The organism is Enterobacter sp. RIT418, from assembly GCF_003057745.1.
Classification (GTDB): domain Bacteria; phylum Pseudomonadota; class Gammaproteobacteria; order Enterobacterales; family Enterobacteriaceae; genus Enterobacter.
The window spans coordinates 22,801-47,362 of the sequence record NZ_QBJD02000008.1 but is presented as its reverse complement, the minus strand read 5'-3'; the positions used below and the strand labels follow the sequence as shown (position 1 = coordinate 47,362).

Below are 24,562 nucleotides of genomic sequence, written 5' to 3'. Positions count from 1 at the left end.
CCCGCTTTTAGATTTACCAGGTGTATTTCACGCCCAGGTTTGCGCCCCAGTTCTGCTCAGCGTCGCCGCCGCCCAGGTAGGTAGCATCGGTGTATGCGCTGAAGTTTTTGGTGAAGCTAAACTGCGTACCCAGCCCCACGCGAACGGCAGAACCTTCCATGCCGTTGTCGATGGTGTCACCGTTGATATTCGCGGTGTTGTCCGCATAGTCATACACGTACGCCAGCTTGAAGTAAGGCGTCAGGGCCTGATCGCCGCCGTAGTTGAAGGTGTAACCCGCATCAACGCCGAGCTCATAGCGCAGGCTGTCGTAAGACTGGCCGTCGATACGCATGTCGTTGTTCAGACGATAATCATCACCCGACTGGAAAAGACCCGATACGGCAGCATAAGGCGTAACGTAGCCAGACAGGTTAGGTTTCCAGTCGTAGCCCAGCTTCAGGCCAAAGCCGACGGCATCGGTAGTGGTATTACCGTCCACGTACTGACCGTTGCTCATGCTCGCAGAGAGGTCGCTGTTGAAGCGGGTATAGTTCAGGGAGCTGTCGAGGAAGACATCGTTCGCAAACTTCGCGGACGCGTAAATCATCGCCGTCTGGCTATCCTGATCGACCTGACCGGTACGGTCGCTGACATCGCCTTTCGCGAAGCCAGCTGCGCCACCCACGGTCCACTTCGCGTTGTTACCGTCAATCAGAGTATCAACACCCACCATGATGCCGCTCACGTCCTGATCGTAACTCACCACGCCGTTATCCGCGTCGATGTTACCGCCGAAGTAGCTCACCCACGCGCCGCCGTTATCCGCCAGGCCGTGACGGGCGTTGGTCAGACGAGCCCCCAGCGTATCCTGCTGCAGGTTCCAGATGTTGGTATTCGCAGAAGGAATGCTCAGCGCCATATTGGCCGAGTCGGTCAGCTCTTGCTGCGCCAGCACAACGGTGTCGCCGCGCTGCTGCGCCTCATAGGTATACGCCCCCAGATCGGCCTTGTTGGCTGCGGTAAAGCGAGCGCTGGTGTCCGCGTTATTGTCGTAGACGCGAACGATCTCTCTGTTGTTGTACTCCGCGACGGAACCCGCGCCGGTTGCATCGTCAATACGCACGCTGTAGTTACCCGCAACGTCGCCGTTCACGGCCAGGTGGCCGTCAGAGTTGAGCGCAATCACGCCGTGGTCGTAGTCAGATTTGTAACGGTCGTTGGTGATATAACGCGCGTTGTTCAGATCGCTGTTCAGCACGTAATCGCGGCTGGCAACGTTGAGCACGCCGCCATCGGTGAGCACCATGTTGTGCGTATCTACCTGACCCAGACCCAGCGCCAGCTCGGCATGGTTGTCTACCGTAAGGGTGTTGGCATACAGCTCTGCCGTCTCTTCGGTCAGCGCCGCGCGGCTATAGCTGTCGAGATACAGGCTGTCTGTAGCCACGGCTCCGCTGTCGCCGATATTCAGCGTAGACGCATTGGTCAGGGTGATGGAATCCGCCAGCAGGCCGGAGTTTTCGACGTTGACCTGCGACTGGTTGTTCACCTTCAGCGCGTCAATGTTAGAGGTCTTGCGGGTATCCCATTCTGAGCCGTTATCCAGCGCGACGTTGAACAGGCCGCTTTGGTAGACCTCTTCACCCGCAACGTGGCCGTTGCTGTCGAAGGTAGAATCAGGCCAGATGCTGTTCGGAGACAGGCCGTGCCAGTCAACGTTGCTGTAGCCCTGACCATACATCTGTGAGGTGCCGATGGCATCAACTTTGATGGTCTGCGCTGCACCGACCCACTTACTGCCGTTGGTCAGCGTAACGTCAAGCTTGTCGGTACCGTCCCAGCCGTTGGTGGTTGGGTTGTACACGCCGTCTTCGGTGGTATCGGTCTGCGGATCGCCGTTGACGTAGAAGTTGTTATCAAAGGTGCTGGAGAACAGAATGTCTCCGGTCACGGTTGAACGGTCGAAGGTCGCCGTGGTCTGCATGGCGTTATCAGATGCACCGGCGATAACGATCAGCGCCGCGTCATCCGCGCCCGTGGCGTTCGTTTCGCTATAATCGCTCGGCTTCGCGGTCTGGCCATAGAAGCCGCTGGTGCCCAGATCGCGGTACGCGCCGGACGTCAGCACGGAATCTTTCACCACCACGCTGTTGGTAAAGATGTTGCTGCTGTTGGCAACGCCTTCAACGCCGTCGTAAGGAGTATTATCCAGCTCCTGGTAGCCCTGCGTCAGCGTGATACCCGCAACGTGGGAGTTGTTCTGGATAACGATATCGGACTCTACGTCCAGGGTAATGGCATTCCCAAGACCATAGGTATCAAGGTAATGCGTTTCTGTGGTGTCGCCATTAACGACGTCATACGCGTAGTGTTCGTAGGCATCGTTAATGGTGGAGTGGTCAACCGTCAGGCTAAAACGATCGTACTGAGCATGCTGGGTGCCGTCGGTATCGACGCCATCGGCACACGTCGTGGTCATGCACTCTGACGTAATCATGCCATTAATGGTGCTGTTAGAAATGCTAAGCGCATTTGCACGGCCATTTACGCCATCATCCAGATGGTACGTTGAAATAACACCATTCACCGTGGATTTATTAATCACGGGATAAATATCACCGTCGTGGATGGCATCCGAGTAATTCCAGTCGGCATAACCATAATACCAGGGCGTTGACGCGGTATTATCATATCCAAAAGTATTATATGTCGTACCGGAAATATCTTTCGCATTGGCCTGAGAAGCGATAGCCATAGTGCAGGCTAATGCAAGTTGAGATACAACCAGTTTCTTTTTCCATGTTTGCATTGGGTCATCCCTCCTCAGGGACGTAAGCAAGTTTGTCCATCAATGAATTTGCAATATTTAATTGCGGAGGGAATTATGCAGTTTCATTTCGAAAAGGTTCAATCAATGTTTCTATTTAGTCCGAATCCAGACAAGTAATAGAGATAAACCTTAAAACATTTTCAAAACCGATAATAAGCACGGACAAAAATGCGCAAACGGGAAATAACGCATAAGTTTTAAGTATAATAATCAGGACGTGAACTTGACCAACCTCTAACTTACCAAATTCCACAGAAAAATACATAATATATCATTTATTTTCCGTGTTACGCGCCCTCTCGTCGCGCGGTAAAAAGGGGTGATCTGAGCCCCTGAGAACGCATATCCATAACGCCCACTTTAGTAAAACACCCCCGCCCATCTTCAGGTACACTAGGGCTCCTTTGTTCCACAAACGTCAGGCATATCATGACCGATTTAATTGCTCGCCCCCGTCGCCTGCGCAAGTCTCCGGCACTTCGCGCTATGTTTGAAGAGACAACGCTCACCTTGAACGATCTGGTGTTGCCGATTTTTGTTGAAGAAGAGATCGACGACTACAAGGCCATCGACGCCATGCCGGGCGTGATGCGCATTCCAGAAAAGCACCTGGCGCGCGAGATTGAACGCATTGCCAATGCGGGTATTCGTTCGGTAATGACCTTCGGCATTTCTCACCACACCGACGCCACGGGCAGCGATGCCTGGAAAGAGGACGGCCTGGTCGCCCGCATGTCCCGCATCTGCAAAGAGGCCGTGCCGGAGATGATCGTGATGTCCGACACCTGCTTCTGCGAATACACCTCCCACGGCCACTGCGGCGTGCTGTGCGATCACGGCGTAGACAACGACGCGACCCTGCTCAACCTGGGCAAGCAGGCGGTGGTTGCCGCCGCCGCGGGCGCTGACTTCATCGCCCCTTCTGCCGCCATGGACGGACAGGTTCAGGCAATCCGCCAGGCGCTGGACGCCGCCGGCTTCACCGACACCGCCATCATGTCCTACTCCACCAAATTCGCCTCCTCCTTCTACGGTCCGTTCCGTGAAGCCGCGGGCACGGCGCTGAAGGGCGATCGCAAAACCTACCAGATGAACCCGCTGAACCGCCGCGAGGCGATCCGCGAGTCCCTGCTGGATGAAGCCCAGGGCGCAGACTGCCTGATGGTGAAACCGGCGGGCGCATATCTGGATATCCTGCGCGATATCCGCGAGCGCACCGAGCTGCCGCTGGGCGCTTACCAGGTGAGCGGCGAATACGCGATGATCAAATTTGCCGCGCAGGAGGGCGCGATCGACGAAGAGAAAGTGATCCTCGAAAGCCTCGGCGCGATCAAGCGCGCGGGCGCAGATCTGATCTTCAGCTACTTCGCGCTGGATCTGGCCGAGAAAAAAATCCTCCGCTAATCTTCACCCGCTGCAATACAACCGACACCCGCTCCTTCTACCGTCTTCGCAAGACGGCAGGAGGAGCCATCATGTTCAGTCTCGATAGCGTTCTTGACGACCTTTGGCCTCGGGCGGGGCCCGCCCCCTGGACGGGCTGGTAGCGACCTCAAGGCAAACCGCACCGAGCAGTCCCCTCGCCCCTTCGGGGAGAGGGGATCACGGCGCACGATAAAAGGGCTTATCCCCCAGAATCGTCGCCCGCTGCATAATCCTGCGCTGCGGCAGGTAGTCCGCGTTGGCATAGTGCTGCGTTACGCGGTTATCCCAAATCGCCAGATCGTTTTCCTGCCAGCGCCAGCGCACCTGAAACTCCGGCTTCGTGATATGCGCGAACAGGAAGCCCAGCAGCGCCTCGCTCTCCTTCTCGCTCACGTCCACGATGCGGGTGGTGAACCCTTCGTTCACAAACAGCGCCTGCTTTCCCGTGACCGGATGGGTACGCACGACCGGATGCAGCAGCGGCGGGTGTTTCGCCACGGCCTCCTGCCAGCGCCGGTGCTCCTCTTCGCTTTTGCGATACTTGTATTCCTGGAATGATTTTTTGAAATCGTGTTCCGCCCGCAGGCCGCTCAGCAGCGCCTGGAATGGCGCGGAGAGCGCCTCAAACGCCGCAATGCCGCTGGCCCACAGCGTGTCGCCGCCGTTTTCCGGCAGCCGCTTTGCCGCCAGAATCGCCCCGGCAGGCGGCGTGTCGATGAAGGTCACGTCCGTATGCCAGTTGTCGTTGTCCGGCGGATTATCGTTATGGGTGTCCAGCACGATGATCTCCTCGACCCCTTCCGCATGCGGGTAGACCGGGTGAATATGCAGATCGCCAAAGCGCATCGCCAGCGCGCGCTGCTGCTGCGGGGTAATGGCCTGCTCGCGCAGAAACACCACCTGATGGCGCAGCACCGCGTGGTAGAGCTGTTCGAACTGGTTATCGCTCAGGGGGCGAGTCACATCCAGGCCGGAAACCTGTGCGCCAATGTACGGCCCCAGCGGGGTGATGGTCAGACGTTCACTCATTGCATTTCTCCATGCCAGGGCGTCAGGCGGCGCTGAAGCGCGCGCAGCCCCAGTTCTAAACCAAAGGCAATCACGGCGATGACCGCGATCCCTGCCAGCACAACGTCAGTCGCCAGAAACTCTCCCGCCGACTGCACCATAAACCCAAGGCCGCGCGTGGCCGCAATCAGCTCCGCCGCCACCAGCGTGGACCAGCCGACGCCGAGCCCGATGCGCAGGCCGGTTAAAATCTCCGGCAGCGCGCCGGGTAAAATGACGAACAGCAATACCTGCGCGCGGCTGGCGCCCAGCGACTGCGCCGCGCGGATGCGCACCTGCTGAGCGCTCTTTACGCCCGCCAGCGCCGACATGGCAACCGGGGCGAAAATCGCCAGATAAATCAGCAGGATTTTTGAGGTTTCGCCGATGCCAAACCAGATCACCATCAGCGGCAGATACGCCAGCGGCGGCACCGGGCGGTAAAGCTCAATCAGCGGGTCGAGAATGCCGCGCACCGTCGGGCTGAGCCCCATCGCGATCCCGACCGGCACGCCGATAATCACCGCCGCCAGCAGCGCCACCAGGATGCGCGCCAGGCTTGCGCCGAGGTGCTGCCAGAGCGTGGCGTCCATAAAGCCCTGCGGCCCGGCGATGGCAATCAGCTTTGCCAGCACCTGCCCCGGCGGCGGCAGAAACAGCGGGCTTATCCACGCCTGCGCCGCCACCATCCACCATATCGCCAGCAGCACCAGCAGCGTGCCGACGCTCAGCGTCATTTGACGCGAGAAAGGCCAGCGCAGGGCAAGACGCGCGCGCGGCGTTTTTTCATTGGCTACAAGGCTCATGAGAAGGCCTCCCGCTGCTCAAACACGCGGCCCAAAACGTATTCGCGAAGCGCAATGAAGCGCGGGTCGGACTTGATGCTGCGCACCGGCTCTCCCGCCACGAAGCGGCGGGCAAAATCGAGCGGCAGGCGCTCCAGCACGCGGCCCGGCCCCGGCGAAAGCAGCACCAGCTCGGTCGCCATAAAAACGGCCTCTTCGATGTCGTGGGTGATCAGCAGAACCTGCCTGCCGCCCTCGTGCCACAGGCGCAGGAGCAGGGTTTGCATCTGCTCGCGGGTGAACGCATCCAGCGCGCCAAAAGGCTCGTCCAGCAGCAACAGCTGCGGATTCGCCGCCAGCGCGCGGGCAATGCCGACGCGCTGGCGCTGGCCGCCGGAAAGCTGCCAGATAAAGCGTTTTTCCGCGCCCTCAAGCCCGACCTTTTTCAGCATTTGCCGCGCCGTCTCCAGCCGCTGCTCGCGGCCGATGCCCGCCAGCTGCAGGCCGAACGCCACGTTTTCCTGCACGTTGCGCCACGGCAAAAGCCCTTCGTTCTGAAATACCACGCCGCGCTCGGCGCCGGGCCCATCAACCTTTATGCCGTCCAGCTGAATAGCGCCGTGCTGATACGGCACAAATCCGGCAATCAGGTTCAGCAGCGTGGTTTTCCCGCAGCCGGAAGGGCCAAGCACCACCAGCAGCTCGCCGCTGTCCACCGTCAGGTTGATATCCTCCAGCGCGGGCTTGCCGCCGTAGCTGGCGTAGAGGTTGGTGATGCTCAGCATGGCGCTCTCCTTATTTCACGAAGCGATCGGTAACGTACTGGCTATAGTCCGCCGCGACGGCAGGCACTTTGCCCTGCTCTTTCAGGAAGGTTGCGGTATCCGCAATCGCCTTGTTCACCGGCCCGGTCAGCTGCTGTACCTGCTGGGCAGGCGTCAGATAGGTGTTGCCCTTCACCAGCCCCGGGACGTCCGCTTCCGGCACGCCGCTCAGGCGGGAAAGTTTCTCCAGGTTGGCGGGCTGCTTCAGCCATTCGTCCGGGTTGGCAATGTAGGGCTGCTGCGCGTCGATGGCGCTTTTGGCAAAGGCTTTCACCACCTCAGGATGTTTCGCGGCGAAGTCCTTGCGCACCACCCACACGTCGAGCGTTGGCGATCCCCACTGGCCCACCTTTTCGGAATCGGTTAATACGGTGCCGTCCTTTTCCAGCGCGTTCACGGCGGGTGCCCAGACGTAGGCTCCGTCAATATCGCCGCGCTGCCAGGCCGCGATAATCGCCGGCGGCTGCAGGTTGATGATTTGCACCTGGCCCGGCTTGATTCCCCAGTGCTTCAGGGCCGCCAGCAGGCTGTAGTGGGTGGTGGAGATGAACGGCACGGCGATACGCTTGCCGATAAGATCTTCAGGCTTAGTGATATTTTTCTTCACCACCAGCGCCTCGGAGTTGCCGAGCTGGGAAGCCAGCAGGAAAACCTCAATCGGCACCTGCTGGCTGGCCGCGACGGCCAGAGGGCTTGAGCCGAGGTTACCGATCTGCACGTCGCCGGAGGCCAGCGCGCGCACGATGGCCGCGCCGCTGTCGAACTTGCGCCAGTCGACCTTCGCGCCGCTCTCTTTGGCGAAGGTGTTATCCGCCTGCGCGACTTTCGCCGGTTCGGCGGAGGTTTGGTAGGCGACGGTGACGTCGACCGCCTGCGCCTGGAATGCCCACAGCGCCAGCGCGCCGAGTAATGTGATTCGCGATGAAATGGCCATAGTGCCTGCTCCCCTTGTTGTTATGGAGGCAGTATTTCCGGCGCGGCTATTTTGATAAAGGAATAAAAAGGCATCGCTAATAGCGATTCGTTTTTAGATAAAAAGCGGGAAAGGATAGTTGGTTTTGTGCGGTTCGTTTTTTCCCCTCTCCCTGTGGGAGAGGGTCAGGGTGAGGGCATCAGCGCTGCGCGCTCAGCTCCGCGATGTCCTTCGGCGTCGTCCGGCAGCAGCCGCCAATCAGCTTCGCGCCCGCCGCCAGCCACTGCGGCAGATAGCCCGCCAGCGTCTCGCACGCTTCGCCGTGGTGATGCCAGGTTTTGGTCACCGCGTCGTAGTGCTCGCCCGAGTTCGGGTAAACCACCAGCGGCAGCGCCGTCAGGCCCTGCAGATGCTTCAGCGCCGCGGTGGTGTTTTCCAGCGCGATGCAGTTGATGCCGAGCGCGACAACCTGCGGATTATCGGCCAGCGCGGCCACCACGTCGCGCAGCGGCGTGCCGTCGCTCAGGTGCTCGCTGTCGCGCAGGGTTAACGAGAACCACGCCCGGGCGCGGGGGTATTCCGCGAGTAGCGAAACCAGCGCCCCGATCTCCGCAAACGAAGGCAGCGTTTCGCAGGCCAGCAGATCGGCTCCGGCGTCCAGCAGCGCTTCCACGCGCGGACGGTGGAACGCGGTAAATTCCTCAGCGCTGCGCGCGTAATCTCCGCGGTACTCGGAGCCATCCGCCAGATACGCCCCATATGGCCCAACGGAACCGGCCACCAGCAGCGTGCCCGCATGGGCGTTCTCGGCCAGGTATGCTTCGCGCGCCTTGCGCGCCAGCTCCACGCTTTTGCCGATCAAGGCGCGGGATTGGGCCTCGTCCAGCCCGCGCGCCGCAAAGCCCGCTGGGGTGGCCTGATAGCTGGCGGTGATCGCCACCTGCGCACCCGCCCGGTAGTAGTCGAGATGGACCTCGCGGATCAGCTCCGGGTTTTCCATCAGCACCTTCGCGGACCACAGGCTGTCGGCCAGGTTACAGCCACGCGCCTCCAGCTCCGTGGCCATCGCCCCGTCCAGCACCACGAAAGGCCGTTGTTCAAGGAGAGCGGTAAGCGGATTATTCTGCGACATGTTCAGGCTCCTGCGTCGTCGTTTTTTGGGTCAGAGAGTACGCACCATAACACAGGGCGACGAACGGCAGCCCGCAGTAAAGGGCAATGCGCTGGCCTGGGTCGAAGGCCAGGCCGACGCAGGCCACCAGGCACAGCACAAACCCGAGCACCGGCACCAGCGGATACCACGGCGCACGGTACGCAAGCGCGTCGAGCGGCTGGCCGGACTGAAGATGGCGGCGGCGGAAGACGAAGTGCGACGCGCAGATGCTGATCCACACCGCCACCACCGCAAAGCCTGAAATGGCCGACAGCGCCACGAATACCGTGTCCGGCGCAATCACGCTGGAGAACAGCGCCAGCACGCCGCCGAGCATGGAAACGGAGATCGCCGTCAGCGGCACGCCGCGTTTATTGACGCGGGCAAAGCAGCGCGGCAGCGTTTTTTCATTCGAGAGGGACCACAGCATGCGCCCGGACGCATACAGCCCGGAGTTCGCCGCCGAAAGGATCGCCGTCAGGATCACAAAGTTGAAGATATCCGCCGCGTAGGGAATGCCGACCTTTTCAAACACCAGCACGAACGGGCTTTTCTCGACGCCCGCCTGCTGCATCGGGATCAGCGCCGCCAGCACGAACACGGTGCCAATAAAGAAGAGGATCAGCCGCGCGATGGTGGTGCGGATCGCCACCGGAATGACCTTATGCGGGTTTTCCGTCTCCCCGGCCGCAATGCCGATCAGCTCCGTCCCGGAGAAGGCAAAGTTTACCGCCACCATGGTCATCAGGATCGGCAGCCCGCCGTGAGGGAACCAGCCTTCGGCGGTGATGTTCGCCAGGCCCGGCGCGGGAGAACCGTCCGCCATCGGGATAAAGCCGAAGATGGCCGCGCCGCCGAGAACGATGAACGCGATGATGGTGATCACTTTCACCAGCGAGAACCAAAATTCACCTTCGGCAAAGAAGCGGGTCGAGACGGCGTTGAGGCCGAAGATGACCACGCAGAACACCACGCACCATGCCCAGACGGGCACCTGCGGGAACCAGTACTGCATGCAGAAACCGGCGGCGGTAAAGCTTGACCCCAGCGCCACCGTCCAGGTCAGCCAGTAGAGCCACGCCACGGTGTAGCCCGTTGCCGGGCCAAGATAGCGCGCGGCGTATACGTGAAACGCGCCGGTTTCCGGCATCGCGACCGAAAGTTCGCCCAGACACTGCATCACCAGCCACACCACCAGCGCGCCAATCAGGTACGCCAGCAGCGTGCCCGCGGCTCCGGTCGTGGAGATGATGTAGCCCGTATTAAAGAATAACCCTGTGCCGATGACGCCCCCCAGCGAGAGCATAATCAGGTGGCGCGTTTTCATGGTGCGCTTAAGCTGCCCATTTTCGAGTTCTTTTTGCATATTACCTTCTACACGTATGGACATCTAAACATCCAAAGAAGGAGTGTTATACCGCGATTGTTAACAAATAGCCAGACGCGCCGTTCGCCGCGCAAATATTGGTAAATCCTCAAATCAGTTCTATAGTCGTCACAGTTTCTTAGCAAACAGGACACATCAATGCGTTTTAATGGACTGACTAAAGGTTTCTTCATCTTCATTCTTGCCCTTGTCACGTGGGCCTTCTTTGACGTGCTGTCGCCCTATTTCTCGGCGATTCTGTGGGCCGCCATCCTCACGATTATTTTCAACCCGGTAAAAAACAAGCTGCGCGTGGCGATGGGCGATCGCAACGGGCTGGCCTCGTTCCTGACGCTGTGCATCATCTGCCTGATCGTCTTTATTCCCTTAATGGTGATCCTCTCATCGCTCGCCATCGAGCTGAACGTGGTGTACACGAAGCTGCAGCAAAACAACACCCAGTTCCCGGAAGTGGTGGCGGGCATCTTTAACCGCCTGCCCGACTGGGCCAGCGGCTTCCTGGCCGATCACAACCTCACCAACGCCGCGCAAATCCAGAAAAAGCTTTCCGACGTGGCGCTGCAGGGCGGGCAATACCTGGCGGGCAGCGCGTTCCTGATCGGCAAAGGGACGTTTGGCTTTGCCATTAGCTTCGGCATCATGCTTTACCTGCTGTTTTTCCTGCTCAAGGACGGGCCGTACCTGGTGCGCCAGATCCTCGACTCTCTGCCGCTGAGCGACTTTGTCAAACAGCACCTGTTTGCCAAGTTTGTCGGCGTGTCGCGGGCGACGGTGAAAGGCACGGCGGTCGTCGCCGTGGTTCAGGGCACGCTCGGCGGCATCGCCTTTGCGATTGTCGGCATTGACGGCAGCATCCTCTGGGGCGCGCTGATGGCGTTTCTTTCACTGGTGCCCGCCGTGGGCTCGGCGATTGTCTGGGTGCCTGCCGCCATTTACCTGTTCGCCACGCACCAGATCTGGCAGGGGCTGTTTATCGTCGGCTTCTTCGTGATTATCGTCGGGCTGGTAGACAACATTCTGCGTCCGCTGCTGGTGGGGAAAGACACCAAAATGCCGGACTACCTGATCCTGATCTCCACGCTCGGCGGCATGGAGCTGTACGGCATTAACGGCTTTGTGATTGGTCCCCTGATCGCGGCGCTGTTTATCGCCTGCTGGAACCTCTTCTCCGGCCGCGACCACGCGGGCAACGCCGAAGAGCTGGATGCTGATTTTATTGAGGAAGGAAGAAACCCGCCGGACCTGTAAGCCCTGGCGGACAGACTTCACACCGGGCGGCGCAATGCCGCCTTTTTTTTCACCATAAATCAAAGCTTTTCTATAATTTGAAATAACGCATCCACTCTTGCCGTATAAGGAACCCGCTGGTGCGAATCGCCACGATCACAAACTGGGCCTATGGGGCCACGGTATGCCTGACTATTGCCTCCGGCGTCGTCATGATATTGGCCTCGAATGCTGACAGCGTTGAGCGTCAGGCCGTTAAGCAGCGCCAGCAGTTCGATCAGATCACGGAAGAGGTGGAGACGGACGCGTGGATGCTGTCCGACCTTGCGCGCCTGTACGTCATCAAAAAAGAGCCGGCCATCCTTGACGAGTTCCAGCAAAAAGAAAGCGTCCTGAAACGCACCGAGCATCGTATGGTGCAGCTGAAAGATGCAGGAGCCACCAGCGGAGAACTGATGCTGCTTGGTGAGGGGCTAAAAATAATTGATGAGCTGCAGGATGAGCAGCAGGCCGCGCTCTCCAGCATGGCGCGCGGTGAAGGACAGCAGGCCGTGGACCTGCTGTTCGGCAGCGCCTACGAGCTCGAGATTGAGCGCGCGCAGCGGCAGATTGACCATTTTCGCCAGATGCTCGACTCACGCATCATCGCAGAGGTGCAGGCCGCCACCAAAACCTCGAAAACCCTGCGCACCGCCTCGGAAATCATGGTCGGCCTAACCGCCCTGCTCTTTCTCTTTGTCCTTGGCTTCATCCTAAAGCGCCGCGTGCTGCGCCCGGTCGTTCGCCTGAGCGACGTGGTGCATCGCCTCGCCTCGCAGGACTACGCGGTAGAGACGCCCAACTTTAACCAGATTGATGAGATCGGCGACATGGCGCAGGCCATTCATATTTTTCGTGAAAACGGCCTGGCGCGGCAGCGGCTCGAACGCGAGCGCGACGCGGACTGGGCCATCCGCGAGCTGCTGGCGCGGATGACCCAGCGCCTGCAGGGCTGTGAAAACTTCGCTGACGTGATTAACGTCGCCGAGCTGTTTGCCCCGAACGTGGCGCCGGGGGTGGCCGGGCGCTTGTATATTCTGGAACGCGATCCGTGGCAGATGCGCTGCGTGGCGGAATGGCTTGACCCCGACGGCGATAATCATCCCTTTGATTCGGACGCGTGCTGGGCCATTCGCCGTGGGCAGAGCCACCCGCCGGTCAGCGGCGAACCGGATATCGCCTGCTACCATCTGCCGCCGTCCAGCGCGGACTGCTCCCTGTGCGTTCCGCTGATCGCGCAGGGCGAGGCGATTGGCCTGCTCTCTTTCCAGAACATCACGCCGGACAACGCGCCCGCCCGCGCCTACCTTGAGCTGATGGCCGAAGCGCTGGGGCTGGCGCTGGCAAACCAGCGGCTGCGCGATGCGCTGCTGGAGAAAGCGCTGTTCGACCCGCTCACCGGGCTGCGCAATCGCCATCATCTGGACGATACGCTGCGCACGCAACTGGCGCAGGCAATGCGCAGCAGCGAATCCTTGAGCTGCCTGATGATCGACATTGACCACTTCAAAACCATTAATGACCGCTACGGCCATGAAGCGGGAGATGAGGTGATTAAGAGCGTGGCGGGCATTGTCAAACGCGCCGTCCGCGACGGCGGGATGGCGTTCCGCTACGGCGGCGAGGAGTTTTTAGCCCTGTTAGCCGACGCAAATGAAGACGCGGCGTTCGCCTGCGCCAGCGAAATCCATCGCGAGGTGCATACGCTGAGCATCCGCTACGGGCTGACTGAAATCGGCCCGGTGGATGTCTCCATCGGCATCGCCAGCTATCCGCAACATGCCCAAAGCGACAACCTGCTGCGCGCCGCGGACGTTGCGCTCTATCGGGCAAAAGAGCTCGGCCGCTCGCGCATCGTCAGCTTCGGCATGCTAAAGGCAGAGTAAAAGAGGGGGTGCGCGCAGCACGCAGGGAAAGCGGCCAACATTAACCCTGGCCCCCTTTCAGGGGCGTTACCATGATCGATAAAACCGATCGATTAAAAAAAATCGATCTGCAAAATGAATTATCCTCCCGCCATCACGCATGCTAAATTCCGCCATCACGTAAATTCATTGTTATAAATGATTATCTTGTCATCCGACGGGCAGGGGTATTTTCGTCCAAAATACGACGCGGGCTATGACAGCAGGTGATGGAATGAAAAGATGCATGCGGTGTAAAAAGAAAAGAGGCTTTCTGGCCAGATTCTTTGGGCTAGATAAAGAGTACTGTGATAAATGCCTGCTGGTGATTAATCAGGAAATAAGAACGAAAATAAGTATTCCTGCATCGAGCCGGGACGCTCATGGCAAAAAATAACGCCCTGCCAGGCGTATTTCCCTTCTTAACAAGCCGATCCCTTCACTGTTTTACGCTCCATTATGATAAATAAAATCGATATCAGCGTCATTATTCCAGTATTTAACGCTCAGGACGCTATCGTTCCGTTGGTAGCTAAACTCCTTAGCGAAAAGACTGCGAGCATTGAAATTATCGTCGTTAACGACGGCTCAACGGATGCCACCGAAGCGGTACTTCGCACGCTCGACGATGAACGCCTTATCGTCATAAGCCAGAATAATCAGGGCGTGTATGCAGCGAGGAACGCCGCGCTGGCGGTTCATCGCGGAGAGTGGGTCATTTTTCTGGATGCCGACGATCGGATTGAAGACCATTTTCTGCCCGAGCGTTTCGCTATAGCCTGCGAGGCGCAGGCCGATGTCGTTATTTTCAACGGCTGGCGCGGAGATAGCACCCATCCCGTGCATCATAAACAACCCTACAGAAAGATGCTGAGCGGATGGCAATGGATTCACCGCTGCGTCAACCAGCGGGAGTGGCCGCATTATTTATGGCTTCAGATGGTGCGTTCGTCCTATATCCGACAAAATAATCTGAGCTTTCAGGCGGGAAAGAGCCACAAGGATATCGTGTGGACGCTGCACCTCGCCGCCGAAAACGGTCGGTTTTATTTCTCTGATAGAAAAGATTATCTCTATATCAATAATCCGGCGTCGATTACGCACCGCCAGGACTATTACGACGTCCGCGCGACCAGCTATATTGAGGTGATTGCGGAGATTCTGACAATCAGCATGAAGCCAGAATACCGAGACATAAAATACGCGCTGGCCCGACACGCGCTGGTGGAGACCCGCCATTTTTTAGGCCTTTACCGACGCAAGGTAAGCAGCCAAAGGGCGCTGCAGGCCCGTTTCCGCTCACGCATCGGGTTACAGCCGCTCATTTCTGCCATCCGCACGACGAGCGACGTCTTCTTTCTTCTTAAGCTGGCTTACAAAATGTATATGCCCTGCCTGCGCTCGGCGCGTCGGGAATAAACGGGCGATGCTAACGCGAGGACGGATTTGCCGCATCGCTACGGGTGCGCTGAAGACGGCCCGCTGACGTTCACACTGACGATCAGCGAGCGGGGACGCTGAATCATCCCCACTGCGGGGGCGTTAGCTAAGCGGGGTCAGGCGCTGAACGTTCAGACTTTCGAGCTTGCCGTCGAGGATCGCCAGAAATTCATCGTGGTAGGGCATGGCGACATGCTGTTTTAAATCCTCTGCTGTTTTCCAGCGCTCGATAAAGACGAACGACACGCGGCCCTCCTTTTCCAGCTCGCGAACGTCCGGCACCGCCCGGCTTTCGTGCAGATCGTACTGCAGGCAGCCCGCTTCACCGTGGGTGGGTTTCACCATATTTTTCGCGGCGGTTCTCACCGCATCTACATGCTCCGGGAATGGCGTCAGGGTAGCAACAATCTTCACTTCGCTCATAAGTCTTCCTGTTAAAAAATGGACAACAACCGCGCCAGCGAGGGCGCGATATTCCGTTAAACAGCGTAGTGGTGAACGTTAGGTTTCGCCAGCGGTACGGTCTCATTACTTTTGGCCTGAGAGCCAACGGGGTAGTAATACTTTCGGAGGCGTACATATGCAATTTTGTCTAAGGAGAGTACAGCCTTCCTCAGTGCTCACTATTTCCATACGTCTTGTATTTCCGGGTTAATCTCTGCCGGAGCACACTGCGACTGCATCGCCATTTGCGCGAGCTTTTTGTAGCTATCCTGTATTAATTTTTGGTTAATAATATTGGAATTATAGAACGAGCGTTCAGAATTGATGACCATTACTGAATTGCAAGGCATAAACAGCATAATGATACTCTTTGCAAAACGGAGATCGCTTGTTGGCGTACGTGTTTCGGTAAAGGTGGTAGTTGCACCACGTGAATTACCGCTGATGGATGAGACTTCCCATTTAATTTTTACAGGGTCAATACGCGGTTCCGGATATTTCGACTTTACAATAGAAACAATATCAAAGGTTGGTGACAGACTGCCGCTTTGAGGTATTTTGCTTGTTATCCCTGTCGTCAGAATCTCCCCCGTTCGTTTATTTTGGATGCTATAGCTGAAATCAGGTGAGTTCGTCAAGTTGGCAGCGAATACGGGGATATTTTCCGCTGACTGCGCAAGCTCTTTTTTAGGCGTGTGACTAAGGACAAGGTCAACAGGAAGCAATACGGTATCGATAACAGCATCAATCGGAAGGGAAATGATATGAAAGAGCGGCCATAGGCCAAATGAAGGCACCCACAAATAAGCATTGGTTATCTCTTTCTTATCACGATCTACACCACGATAAGTATCTTTGTAACTGTCACCACGTGCTAACGTTCCGCATCCCGAAAGCTGCGCAGCCAATGACATTAGACATAACGACAATACTGCTTTGCTCAACATCCATTTTTTCATTATTGATTTTCCATATAAGGTTTATTGACTAAAGATTTTTTAGTTAAATCATTCCATCGGTTCCATAGTTGGAATTATTATCATAAATATATAAGATCAATAAAATTGTGTTGAAAGTGGGTCAATCAACATCAATAAACAATTCAACTATGCAGAAAGCGTATAAAAAGATGGTGCCGATAATAGGAGTCGAACCTACGACCTTCGCATTACGAATGCGCTGCTCTACCAACTGAGCTATATCGGCCCTGAGAGGCCGGTTACGAGCGTAACCACGGGGCAAAAGAGTAGATCTAATGGGGTGATGCGTCAATGGCCTTGCGATTCAAACGGCTATTTTTGCATCACCCGCAGTTAATTACGCACGAATAGTATCATCGCCGATGCCGACCCACTTGTAGGTGGTCAGCGCTTCGAGGCCCATCGGGCCGCGGGCGTGAAGTTTTTGCGTGCTTACCGCCACCTCGGCGCCAAGACCAAACTGGCCGCCGTCGGTAAAGCGCGTGGAGGCGTTCACGTATACCGCAGACGAGTCCACTTCATTCACAAAGCGCGCGGCGTTGCTTAGCGTGCGCGTGAGGATCGCATCGGAGTGCTGCGTACCGTGCTCGCGAATGTGCGCGATAGCGTCATCGAGATCGGCGACCACCTTCACGTTCAGATCCAGCGACAGGAACTCGTCGTCATACTGCTCGGCTTTGACGGGAACAACGTTAGCCGGGCCATCCTGAAGCAGCGCCAGAGCGTTAGCATCGGCGTGAAGCGTAACCTTGCTTTGCGCCATTTGCTTGCTTAACGCCGGCAGGAACGCACTCGCAATGCCCTCGTGCACCAGCAGCGTTTCAACCGTGTTGCAGGTGCTCGGGCGCTGGGTTTTTGCATTCACAACGATCTTCAGCGCGGGCTCAATTTCGGCGCTGTCATCGACCACGATATGGCACACGCCGATACCGCCTGTGATCACCGGAATGGTCGACTGCTCGCGGCACAGCTTGTGCAGCCCCGCGCCGCCGCGCGGGATCAGCATGTCGATGTATTTATCCATGCGCAGCATTTCGTTCACCAGCGCGCGATCCGGGCTTTCGATGGCCTGTATGGCCCCCGCCGGTAAGCCACACTCCTCCAGCGCCTGCTGGATGACTTTCACCGTCGCGGCGTTGGTGCGCCAGGTCTCTTTCCCGCCGCGCAGAATGGCGGCGTTACCGGTTTTCAGGCACAGGGAGGCAACGTCTACGGTAACGTTCGGACGCGCTTCATAAATCACGCCAATCACGCCGAGCGGCACGCGACGGCGCTCAAGGCGCAGCCCGCTGTCGAGCAGCCCGCCGTCAATCACCTGGCCGACCGGATCGGCCAGACTGCAGACCTGACGAACATCGTCGGCGATACCTTTCAGGCGCGCTGGCGTCAGCGCCAGGCGGTCAAGCATCGCTTCGCTCAGGCCGTTGCGGCGGGCTTCCAGCAGGTCCTGCTCGTTGGCGAGCAGGATTTCAGCGGATTGTGATTCAAGATAATCAGCGATTTTTTCCAGCACGCGGTTTTTCTCGCGGCTGGAAAGGAGCGCCAGCTTATACGAGGCGGCCTTCGCGGCTGCGCCCATTTGTTCCAGCATGTTCAGGCTCCTTAACGAATAATCATGTCGTCGCGATGCACGGCAACCGGGCCATATTCATAGCCCAGAATGGCGTCGATCTGCTGCGAGTGGTGGCCGGCAATGCGGCGCAGCGCGTCGCTGTTATAGCGGCTCACGCCGTGGGCGATGTCGCGACCTTCAAGATTGCGAATGCGGATCACTTCACCACGGGAGAAGTTACCTGTCACGCTTTTAATTCCTTTTGGAAGTAATGAACTCCCTCTTTCCAGAATTGCCGCGGTGGCCCCTTCATCCACGGTCAGCTCACCGGCCGGCGGCGCGCCGAAAATCCAGCGTTTGCGGTTTTCCAGCGGCGATTCCTGCGCGTGGAAGCGCGTGCCTACCGAAATGCCTTCCATCACGTCGCCGATCACGCCGGGGCGGCTGCCTGCGGCGATGATGGTGTCGATTCCGGCGCGGCAGGCCACGTCGGCGGCCTGCAGCTTGGTGCCCATGCCGCCGGTGCCAAGACCGGAAACACTATCGCCTGCCACGGCGCGCAGCGCGTCGTCGATGCCATGCACATCGGTAATCAGCTCGGCCTGCGGGTTAGAGCGTGGGTCGGCGGTAAACAGCCCCTGCTGGTCGGTCAGAAGCAGTAACTTATCCGCCCCTGCCAGAATCGCGGCCAGCGCGGAGAGATTATCGTTGTCGCCCACTTTGATTTCAGCGGTCGCGACGGCGTCATTTTCGTTAATGACGGGAACGATATTGTTGTCCAGCAGCGCGCGCAGCGTGTCGCGGGCGTTCAGGAAGCGCTCTCTGTCTTCCATATCCGCACGCGTCAGCAACATCTGCCCAACGTGGATGCCATAGATGGAGAACAGCTGTTCCCAAAGCTGAATAAGTCGGCTTTGTCCCACGGCGGCCAGCAGCTGTTTGGAGGCGATCGTCGCGGGGAGTTCGGGGTAGCCCAGGTGCTCGCGCCCGGCAGCAATCGCCCCGGAAGTCACAATAACGATACGATGCCCTGCGGCATGCAGCTGAGCGCACTGGCGTACAAGCTCAACGATGTGGGCGCGATTAAGGCGGCGCGATCCGCCTGTTAAAACACTGGTACCGAGTTTTACCACCAGCGTCTGGCTGTCACTCATGATTCTCTGCCGTTCAACAATAAGGGAAAGTGATGTAAGCAGACGTTTTAGCAGGACTCAGCCCCGTTGCCAACAGCCTTAGCACAAAGCGGAACACTTTGTTGCGCGGGATCAGGAAGCGTAGCGGCAGATTTTGACATTTTCATGACTGAAATAATAAAACACAAATTTTTAGATTAATTCTCAATTTGTCATAAAACTTTCATTCCAGAGCGTTAAAACCCTTCCTGTTTTTCACGGGACATAAGCATGAGCTTATCGTTCAGCGAATATTAGCGCGTTTATAAAACACTCAGGATCGAAAATGAAAAAAAGCACTCTGGCATTAGTGGTAATGGGCGTCGTGGCTTCCGCATCTGTTCACGCTGCAGAAGTTTATAATAAAAATGGAAATAAACTGGACGTGTACGGCAAAGTAAAAGCGATGCACTACATCAGTGATGACGACGCTAAAGACGGCGACCAGACCTACGTGCGTTTCGGTTTTAAAGGCGAAACGCAGATTAACGATCAGCTCACGGGCTACGGCCGCTGGGAAGCCGAATTTGCGGGCAATAAAGCGGAAAGTGATTCATCACAGAAAACCCGTCTGGCCTTCGCGGGTATTAAGCTCAAAGACTTCGGCTCTTTCGACTATGGCCGTAACCTGGGCGCGCTGTATGACGTTGCCGCCTATACCGATATGTTCCCTGAATTTGGCGGTGACGGCCTGGCCCAGACCGATAACTTCATGACCAAACGCGCCAGCGGCCTTGCCACCTACCGCAATACCGACTTCTTCGGAATGGTTGATGGCCTGGACATGACCCTGCAATATCAGGGTAAAAACGAAAACCGCGACGTGAAAAAACAGAACGGCGACGGCTTCGGGACTTCTCTGAGCTATGACTTCGGCGGCAGCGATTTCTCCGTCATTGGCGCTTACGCCAGCTCGGACCGCACCAACGAACAGAACCTGCAGGCGCGCGGTGAAGGTAAAAAAGCGGAAGGCTGGGCGACAGGTGTGAAATATGATGCCAACGATATTTACCTGGCGACTATTTATTCTGAAACCCGCAATATGGCGCCCATTTCCGGCGGCTTTGCGAATAAAGCGCAAAACTTCGAAGTGGTTGCACAATATCAGTTTGATTTTGGCCTGCGTCCGTCCCTGGGCTACGTCCAGTCTAAAGGCAAGGATATTGAAGGCATCGGTGACGAAGACATCGTGAAATACATCGACGTGGGCGCGACCTATTATTTCAACAAAAATATGTCCGCATTTGTTGATTACAAAATCAACCAGATCGATGACAATAATAAGCTCGGCGTGAGCAGCGATGATATCGTTGCCTTGGGTATGACGTACCAGTTCTGATTTTGCGGTAATAAAAAAACCGGCTTAAATGCCGGTTTTTTATGTCCGATGGCGCTGCGCTTACCGGGCCTACGGGATCGAGCAGGCCGGATAAGATTGCCAACCTATGCCGTTAGCTTCACCGCCTCGCTTGAAAAATCATCCGCTGGTTCCAGCTTCAGCTCCAGCGTTGCCAGCAGGGCTCGAGCCTTGCCGAGGTACTCCTGCAGCGTATGCTCAAGACGATCGATCACTTCCTGATCTTTGATAGGCGCTGCCTGCCAGTTGCCGTCTTTATTGAACAGGCCAAACTGATAGCTATAGGTGAAGCGCTTTTCTTCTGCTTCCATTTCCATCCACCAGCCCCAAAACTCACGTTTTTCGGGTGCACGCTTCACATTGACGCAAACAGCCAGGCAGTCGAAAAAAAAGTGATTCTCTTCACACTGCTCTTCTCGAATATACGGGCCAAGAGCCATGAACTTCTTAATCAGTCTACTTTTCGGGTGTCCACTCGGTAACGTCATTGCGATCTCCTTTTGTGAAGTCACTGTTTTACCAAACCAGCAAAATTTAGCAATCTCTTAACACAATCTCTTTTCTATCCACCGCGTAATTTCGTTAAGCGCTTTGTCAAAATTCTGATACACCGGGCTGAACGGCACCTCAAGCAGTTTGCCATCCGAAGATGACGAGGTGATTAAACGCGACTCTTCTTCCGGGCTGAATGGATCGTTTTTCCAGAAGCCCGACAGCATCGGCGTTGGGCAGCGGCGGCCCAGCAGCCCCTGCGTTTTCAGCGAGTAGCGGTTCAGCTCAACGCGCAGCGCATCATCGGAGGCATCGTGCATGCCGAGGCGGCTCGCCAGCACGTCGAGATACATTTCCGGCACGCTGCCCTGCAGCTTCGGATCGCTGAGCAGCGCGTGAACGACGGGCCCGAGGCACGCCACCGCTTTCAGGCGCGAGGACTCGAGGTACGCCAGCCGCACCGCGACGTTCGCACCGAAGCGGAAGCCGAATGCGGCGACGCGGGTGTGATCGATCCAGGGAAGGTTTTCCAGCGCTTTCAACGCGTGCTGGTGCAGCAGGCTGGAATCCTGCGTCAGTTTCCACTTCGTCGAGAAGCCAATTGAAGGCATATCCAGCGTGAGCATCGCGATCCCTTTCGGGGCGAAATAGCGCTCAAACAGGCTGAAATAGTCGATTTGCAGCGAATCCAGGCCACCGCACATCAGCACCGTCGAGAAAGGGCCTTCCCCGTCCGGCATGTGCAGGAACCCCGTTACCGGCGATCCGCCCGGAATCGTAAACTCAACTTCGCGCATACGGCATGACAGGCGCTGCGCGGCCTCTTCATAGGCGCGATTTGCCAGCGCCTGGGCCTGCTCAGCCAGCTCGTCGCCCTTGAGGTGCGGGTAAGCCGCAATGCTATAAAGGTTGGCCGCATGCAGCCAGTGCTTGCCGCTTAGCGCGGCATCTTCTTCCTGGCTGGCCTTTTGCTGCCAAAGCATCGCCTGCGTGGACCACTCATAAATCCAGTTTCCGCCGCGGTAGCCCACCACCGTATCGTAGAGCTCGCTGTCGGTACGCTCAGCCTCGCTCATCACGATGCGCGCCTGCACGTCGAGAATTTCACGGGGATCGATGCCGCGCCAGACCCACATCAGGCGGTTAATCATGCGGTACCAGTGGGGCACGTTTTTACCGTCTAACGCGGATTGCACGGCAGGCATTGTTCCGGGATTGAAGCGACGCACCAGCGTCGAAGTTTCCGGGTGCTTGAAGCGGGGTTTAAAGAGCGTCTCGGAGAGATTCGCCTGCGTCATTACGTTGCCTCCATGAATACGTCATATAGAGACCATTGTAACGCGCTACAGGCTAAAAAGAACAACGCCCGGCAGTGCCGGGCGTGTAAAGTTACGTTCTGACTTAGCGGCCAGAGATAGGCGGTACGAAGACCACGCCCATATCCCATGGCTGTTCAATCCAGGTGTCCTGCGGGATATCAATCACGTAGTCGTCAACCAGCGGGCGGCCTGCAGGCTTCGCAAAGATGGTCACGAAATGCGCTTTTGGATACATTTCACGGATAGCGACCGCGGTACCACCGGTGTCCACCAGATCGTCAATGACGATGAAGCCTTCACCGTCGCCCTCCGCGCGTTTCAGCACCTTCAGCTCGCGCTGGTTGTCGTGGTCATAGCTGGAGATACAAACGGTATCGACATGGCGAATACCCAGCTCACGTGCCAGCAGCGCCCCCGGTACTAAACCGCCACGGCTGACGGCAATAATGCCTTTCCACTGTTCGGAAGGCATCAGACGCGCAGCCAGCTTGCGTGCGTGAATCTGCAACATGTCCCAGGTGACGACGTATTTTTCGCTCATGTGAAGTGTCCCAGCCTGTTTTTATACGGCTTAAAAAGTGTTCGAGGGGGAAATAGGTTGCGCGAGATTATAGAGATCTGACGCACTAAAAACCAGTCTTTAGCGCCCCGAGCCTGAGTTTTTGCATGCTTTATGCTACCCGCGCCCGGAGAAAGTGGTATTCTCAGAGACATCTCGCAAGCCTGACTTGTGGTAACTATTAACCTGCTAACCCTCTGCCCTGCGACCTGATTTGCAGCGCATCGACAAGGAGACTTATCGTGTCTGAACTGTCTCAATTATCGCCACAGCCGCTGTGGGATATTTTTGCCAAAATCTGTTCTATTCCACACCCGTCCTACCATGAAGAACAATTAGCCGAACACATTATGGGCTGGGCTAAGGAAAAAGGCCTGCACGCCGAGCGTGACCAGGTGGGCAACATCCTGATTCGCAAACCCGCGACCGCAGGGATGGAAAACCGTAAACCGGTTGTGCTGCAGGCGCACCTGGATATGGTTCCGCAGAAAAACAACGATACCGTTCACGACTTCACCAAAGATCCTATTCGGCCGTACATCGACGGTGAGTGGGTGAAAGCGCGCGGCACCACGCTCGGCGCGGATAACGGTATCGGTATGGCCTCTGCGCTGGCGGTGCTGGCTGACGACAGCGTTGAGCACGGCCCGCTGGAAGTGCTGCTGACCATGACCGAAGAAGCGGGCATGGACGGTGCGTTTGGCCTGCAGGCGAACTGGCTGCAGGCGGACATCCTGATCAACACCGACTCCGAAGAAGAAGGTGAGATCTACATGGGCTGCGCGGGCGGGATTGATTTCATCTCCACCCTGCCACTCTCCCGTGAAGCGATTCCTGCTGGTTTTGAGACCTTCAAGCTGACGCTGAAAGGGCTGAAGGGCGGTCACTCCGGCGGTGACATTCACCTGGGCCTGGGGAATGCCAACAAGCTGCTGGCGCGCTTCCTGGCGGGCCACGCGGCCGAGCTGGATCTGCGTCTGGTCGATTTCAACGGCGGCACGCTGCGCAACGCCATCCCGCGCGAAGCGTTCGCCACCGTTGCCGCACCCGCTGCAAAAGCGGACGAGCTGAAAAAGCTCTCCGGCGTTTATCTGGATATCCTGAAAAACGAACTGTCAGCTAAAGAGAAAAACCTGACCGTGGTGCTGGAGTCCGTCTCGACCGATAAATCCGCGCTGACCGCGCAGTCTCGTGACGCCTTTGTACAGCTGCTGAACGCGACGCCAAACGGCGTGATCCGCAACTCTGACGTGGCGAAAGGCGTGGTGGAAACCTCACTAAACGTGGGCGTAGTAACCATGAGCGACGACAGCGCGGAGATCATCTGCCTGATCCGCTCGCTTATCGACAGCGGTAAAGAGTACGTGGTGAGCATGCTGGAATCACTGGGCACCCTGGCAGGCGCGAAAACGTCTGCGAAAGGGAGCTACCCGGGCTGGCAGCCGGATGCAAGCTCTCCGGTAATGGCTTTGGTGCGTGAAACTTACCAGCGTCTGTTCAACAGCACGCCAAACATCCAGGTGATTCACGCGGGCCTGGAGTGCGGTCTGTTCAAGAAACCGTATCCGGACATGGACATGGTCTCCATTGGGCCAACCATCACCGGGCCGCACTCGCCGGATGAGCAGGTTCATATTGAAAGCGTGGGCCATTACTGGACGCTGCTGACCGAACTGCTGAAGGCGATTCCTGCGAAGTAATCCCCTCCCCCCAGCCCTCTCCCAATGGGAG

The 24,562-nt window shown here is 57.3% G+C and carries 20 protein-coding genes and 1 tRNA gene; 6 read left to right on the top strand and 15 right to left on the bottom strand.

What is annotated here, in order from left to right:
* Nucleotides 1-13: 13 nt before the first annotated feature.
* Entirely contained in the window at nt 14-2,791 is a 2,778-nt protein-coding gene (locus DBY73_RS11085) for an autotransporter outer membrane beta-barrel domain-containing protein (protein WP_112011200.1), read from the bottom strand.
* A gap of 450 nt (nt 2,792-3,241) precedes the next feature.
* Between DBY73_RS11085 and hemB the strand changes: the two genes are divergently transcribed.
* Nucleotides 3,242-4,216, top strand: a complete 975-nt coding sequence (gene hemB / locus DBY73_RS11080) for a porphobilinogen synthase (RefSeq protein WP_112011199.1) — start codon at nt 3,242-3,244, stop codon at nt 4,214-4,216.
* A gap of 198 nt (nt 4,217-4,414) precedes the next feature.
* Here hemB and tauD read toward each other — a convergent pair whose 3' ends face one another.
* From tauD to mmuP, 6 genes are all read right to left on the bottom strand, one after another.
* A complete protein-coding gene (gene tauD, locus DBY73_RS11075; protein WP_112011198.1) occupies nt 4,415-5,266 on the bottom strand; it encodes a taurine dioxygenase in 852 nt (283 codons plus the stop codon).
* Nucleotides 5,263-6,090, bottom strand: a complete 828-nt coding sequence (tauC, locus tag DBY73_RS11070; RefSeq protein ID WP_112011197.1) for a taurine ABC transporter permease TauC — start codon at nt 6,088-6,090, stop codon at nt 5,263-5,265. The genes tauD and tauC overlap by 4 nt, the downstream gene beginning before the upstream one ends.
* The gene (gene tauB, locus DBY73_RS11065; RefSeq protein WP_112011196.1) at nt 6,087-6,854 is read right to left on the bottom strand and encodes a taurine ABC transporter ATP-binding subunit; all 768 of its coding nucleotides are present in this window, start codon (nt 6,852-6,854) and stop codon (nt 6,087-6,089) included. Before tauB ends, tauC begins: the two co-directional genes overlap by 4 nt.
* Before the next feature lie 10 nt (nt 6,855-6,864).
* Nucleotides 6,865-7,827: a taurine ABC transporter substrate-binding protein gene (gene tauA / locus DBY73_RS11060; protein WP_112011195.1), complete on the bottom strand. Its 963-nt coding sequence runs from the start codon at nt 7,825-7,827 to the stop codon at nt 6,865-6,867.
* Nucleotides 7,828-8,005: 178 nt separating this feature from the next.
* A complete protein-coding gene (mmuM, locus tag DBY73_RS11055; protein WP_112011194.1) occupies nt 8,006-8,938 on the bottom strand; it encodes a homocysteine S-methyltransferase in 933 nt (310 codons plus the stop codon).
* Nucleotides 8,925-10,325, bottom strand: coding sequence for an S-methylmethionine permease (gene mmuP / locus DBY73_RS11050; RefSeq protein ID WP_181573230.1), 1,401 nt, complete (start codon nt 10,323-10,325; stop codon nt 8,925-8,927). The genes mmuM and mmuP overlap by 14 nt, the downstream gene beginning before the upstream one ends.
* A 159-nt stretch (nt 10,326-10,484) precedes the next feature.
* Here mmuP and DBY73_RS11045 point away from each other — a divergent pair, with 159 nt between their 5' ends.
* From DBY73_RS11045 to DBY73_RS11035, 3 genes are all read left to right on the top strand, one after another.
* Nucleotides 10,485-11,594: an AI-2E family transporter gene (locus DBY73_RS11045; protein WP_112011192.1), complete on the top strand. Its 1,110-nt coding sequence runs from the start codon at nt 10,485-10,487 to the stop codon at nt 11,592-11,594.
* A gap of 119 nt (nt 11,595-11,713) precedes the next feature.
* Nucleotides 11,714-13,498, top strand: a complete 1,785-nt coding sequence (locus DBY73_RS11040; RefSeq protein ID WP_112011191.1) for a diguanylate cyclase — start codon at nt 11,714-11,716, stop codon at nt 13,496-13,498.
* Nucleotides 13,499-13,975: 477 nt separating this feature from the next.
* Nucleotides 13,976-14,935 carry a glycosyltransferase gene (locus DBY73_RS11035; protein WP_112011190.1) on the top strand — a complete coding sequence of 320 codons (960 nt, stop codon included), beginning with the start codon at nt 13,976-13,978 and terminating at the stop codon, nt 14,933-14,935.
* Nucleotides 14,936-15,058: 123 nt separating this feature from the next.
* Here DBY73_RS11035 and DBY73_RS11030 read toward each other — a convergent pair whose 3' ends face one another.
* The 5 genes from DBY73_RS11030 to proB all read right to left on the bottom strand — a co-directional run bounded on the left by DBY73_RS11030 (nt 15,059) and on the right by proB (nt 19,086).
* On the bottom strand, nt 15,059-15,379 hold the full coding sequence (locus tag DBY73_RS11030; protein ID WP_112011189.1) for a putative quinol monooxygenase: 321 nt from the start codon (nt 15,377-15,379) through the stop codon (nt 15,059-15,061).
* A gap of 200 nt (nt 15,380-15,579) precedes the next feature.
* On the bottom strand, nt 15,580-16,359 hold the full coding sequence (locus DBY73_RS11025) for a YceK/YidQ family lipoprotein (protein WP_112011188.1): 780 nt from the start codon (nt 16,357-16,359) through the stop codon (nt 15,580-15,582).
* Nucleotides 16,360-16,530: 171 nt separating this feature from the next.
* Nucleotides 16,531-16,606 (bottom strand) — tRNA-Thr (locus tag DBY73_RS11020).
* Between the two features lie 111 nt (nt 16,607-16,717).
* The gene (gene proA / locus DBY73_RS11015; RefSeq protein ID WP_112011187.1) at nt 16,718-17,971 is read right to left on the bottom strand and encodes a glutamate-5-semialdehyde dehydrogenase; all 1,254 of its coding nucleotides are present in this window, start codon (nt 17,969-17,971) and stop codon (nt 16,718-16,720) included.
* Between the two features lie 11 nt (nt 17,972-17,982).
* Nucleotides 17,983-19,086 carry a glutamate 5-kinase gene (proB, locus tag DBY73_RS11010; protein WP_112011186.1) on the bottom strand — a complete coding sequence of 368 codons (1,104 nt, stop codon included), beginning with the start codon at nt 19,084-19,086 and terminating at the stop codon, nt 17,983-17,985.
* 304 nt (nt 19,087-19,390) lie between these two features.
* Here proB and phoE point away from each other — a divergent pair, with 304 nt between their 5' ends.
* Nucleotides 19,391-20,443 (top strand): phosphoporin PhoE, encoded by a 1,053-nt coding sequence (gene phoE / locus DBY73_RS11005; RefSeq protein WP_112011185.1) that lies wholly within the window; start codon nt 19,391-19,393, stop codon nt 20,441-20,443.
* A 104-nt stretch (nt 20,444-20,547) separates the two neighbouring features.
* Here phoE and crl read toward each other — a convergent pair whose 3' ends face one another.
* The 3 genes from crl to gpt form a co-directional block, all read right to left on the bottom strand.
* Nucleotides 20,548-20,949, bottom strand: coding sequence for a sigma factor-binding protein Crl (gene crl, locus DBY73_RS11000; RefSeq protein ID WP_112011184.1), 402 nt, complete (start codon nt 20,947-20,949; stop codon nt 20,548-20,550).
* Between the two features lie 57 nt (nt 20,950-21,006).
* Nucleotides 21,007-22,251, bottom strand: a complete 1,245-nt coding sequence (frsA, locus tag DBY73_RS10995; RefSeq protein ID WP_112011183.1) for an esterase FrsA — start codon at nt 22,249-22,251, stop codon at nt 21,007-21,009.
* A 103-nt stretch (nt 22,252-22,354) separates the two neighbouring features.
* Nucleotides 22,355-22,813 carry a xanthine phosphoribosyltransferase gene (gpt, locus tag DBY73_RS10990; protein WP_003863205.1) on the bottom strand — a complete coding sequence of 153 codons (459 nt, stop codon included), beginning with the start codon at nt 22,811-22,813 and terminating at the stop codon, nt 22,355-22,357.
* 260 nt (nt 22,814-23,073) lie between these two features.
* On the opposite strand from gpt, the gene pepD reads away from it, so the two are divergent.
* Nucleotides 23,074-24,531 carry a cytosol nonspecific dipeptidase gene (gene pepD / locus DBY73_RS10985; protein WP_112011182.1) on the top strand — a complete coding sequence of 486 codons (1,458 nt, stop codon included), beginning with the start codon at nt 23,074-23,076 and terminating at the stop codon, nt 24,529-24,531.
* Nucleotides 24,532-24,562 lie beyond the last annotated feature (31 nt).

Bases quoted from the DNA above. Each gene is read 5' to 3' on its own strand.
- DBY73_RS11085 (WP_112011200.1), bottom strand. From the start codon at position 2,791: ATGCAAACATGGAAAAAGAAACTGGTTGTATCTCAACTTGCATTAGCC.
- hemB (WP_112011199.1), top strand. From the start codon at position 3,242: ATGACCGATTTAATTGCTCGCCCCCGTCGCCTGCGCAAGTCTCCGGCA.
- tauD (WP_112011198.1), bottom strand. From the start codon at position 5,266: ATGAGTGAACGTCTGACCATCACCCCGCTGGGGCCGTACATTGGCGCA.
- tauC (WP_112011197.1), bottom strand. From the start codon at position 6,090: ATGAGCCTTGTAGCCAATGAAAAAACGCCGCGCGCGCGTCTTGCCCTG.
- tauB (WP_112011196.1), bottom strand. From the start codon at position 6,854: ATGCTGAGCATCACCAACCTCTACGCCAGCTACGGCGGCAAGCCCGCG.
- tauA (WP_112011195.1), bottom strand. From the start codon at position 7,827: ATGGCCATTTCATCGCGAATCACATTACTCGGCGCGCTGGCGCTGTGG.
- mmuM (WP_112011194.1), bottom strand. From the start codon at position 8,938: ATGTCGCAGAATAATCCGCTTACCGCTCTCCTTGAACAACGGCCTTTC.
- mmuP (WP_181573230.1), bottom strand. From the start codon at position 10,325: ATGCAAAAAGAACTCGAAAATGGGCAGCTTAAGCGCACCATGAAAACG.
- DBY73_RS11045 (WP_112011192.1), top strand. From the start codon at position 10,485: ATGCGTTTTAATGGACTGACTAAAGGTTTCTTCATCTTCATTCTTGCC.
- DBY73_RS11035 (WP_112011190.1), top strand. From the start codon at position 13,976: ATGATAAATAAAATCGATATCAGCGTCATTATTCCAGTATTTAACGCT.
- DBY73_RS11030 (WP_112011189.1), bottom strand. From the start codon at position 15,379: ATGAGCGAAGTGAAGATTGTTGCTACCCTGACGCCATTCCCGGAGCAT.
- DBY73_RS11025 (WP_112011188.1), bottom strand. From the start codon at position 16,359: ATGAAAAAATGGATGTTGAGCAAAGCAGTATTGTCGTTATGTCTAATG.
- proA (WP_112011187.1), bottom strand. From the start codon at position 17,971: ATGCTGGAACAAATGGGCGCAGCCGCGAAGGCCGCCTCGTATAAGCTG.
- proB (WP_112011186.1), bottom strand. From the start codon at position 19,086: ATGAGTGACAGCCAGACGCTGGTGGTAAAACTCGGTACCAGTGTTTTA.
- phoE (WP_112011185.1), top strand. From the start codon at position 19,391: ATGAAAAAAAGCACTCTGGCATTAGTGGTAATGGGCGTCGTGGCTTCC.
- crl (WP_112011184.1), bottom strand. From the start codon at position 20,949: ATGACGTTACCGAGTGGACACCCGAAAAGTAGACTGATTAAGAAGTTC.
- frsA (WP_112011183.1), bottom strand. From the start codon at position 22,251: ATGACGCAGGCGAATCTCTCCGAGACGCTCTTTAAACCCCGCTTCAAG.
- gpt (WP_003863205.1), bottom strand. From the start codon at position 22,813: ATGAGCGAAAAATACGTCGTCACCTGGGACATGTTGCAGATTCACGCA.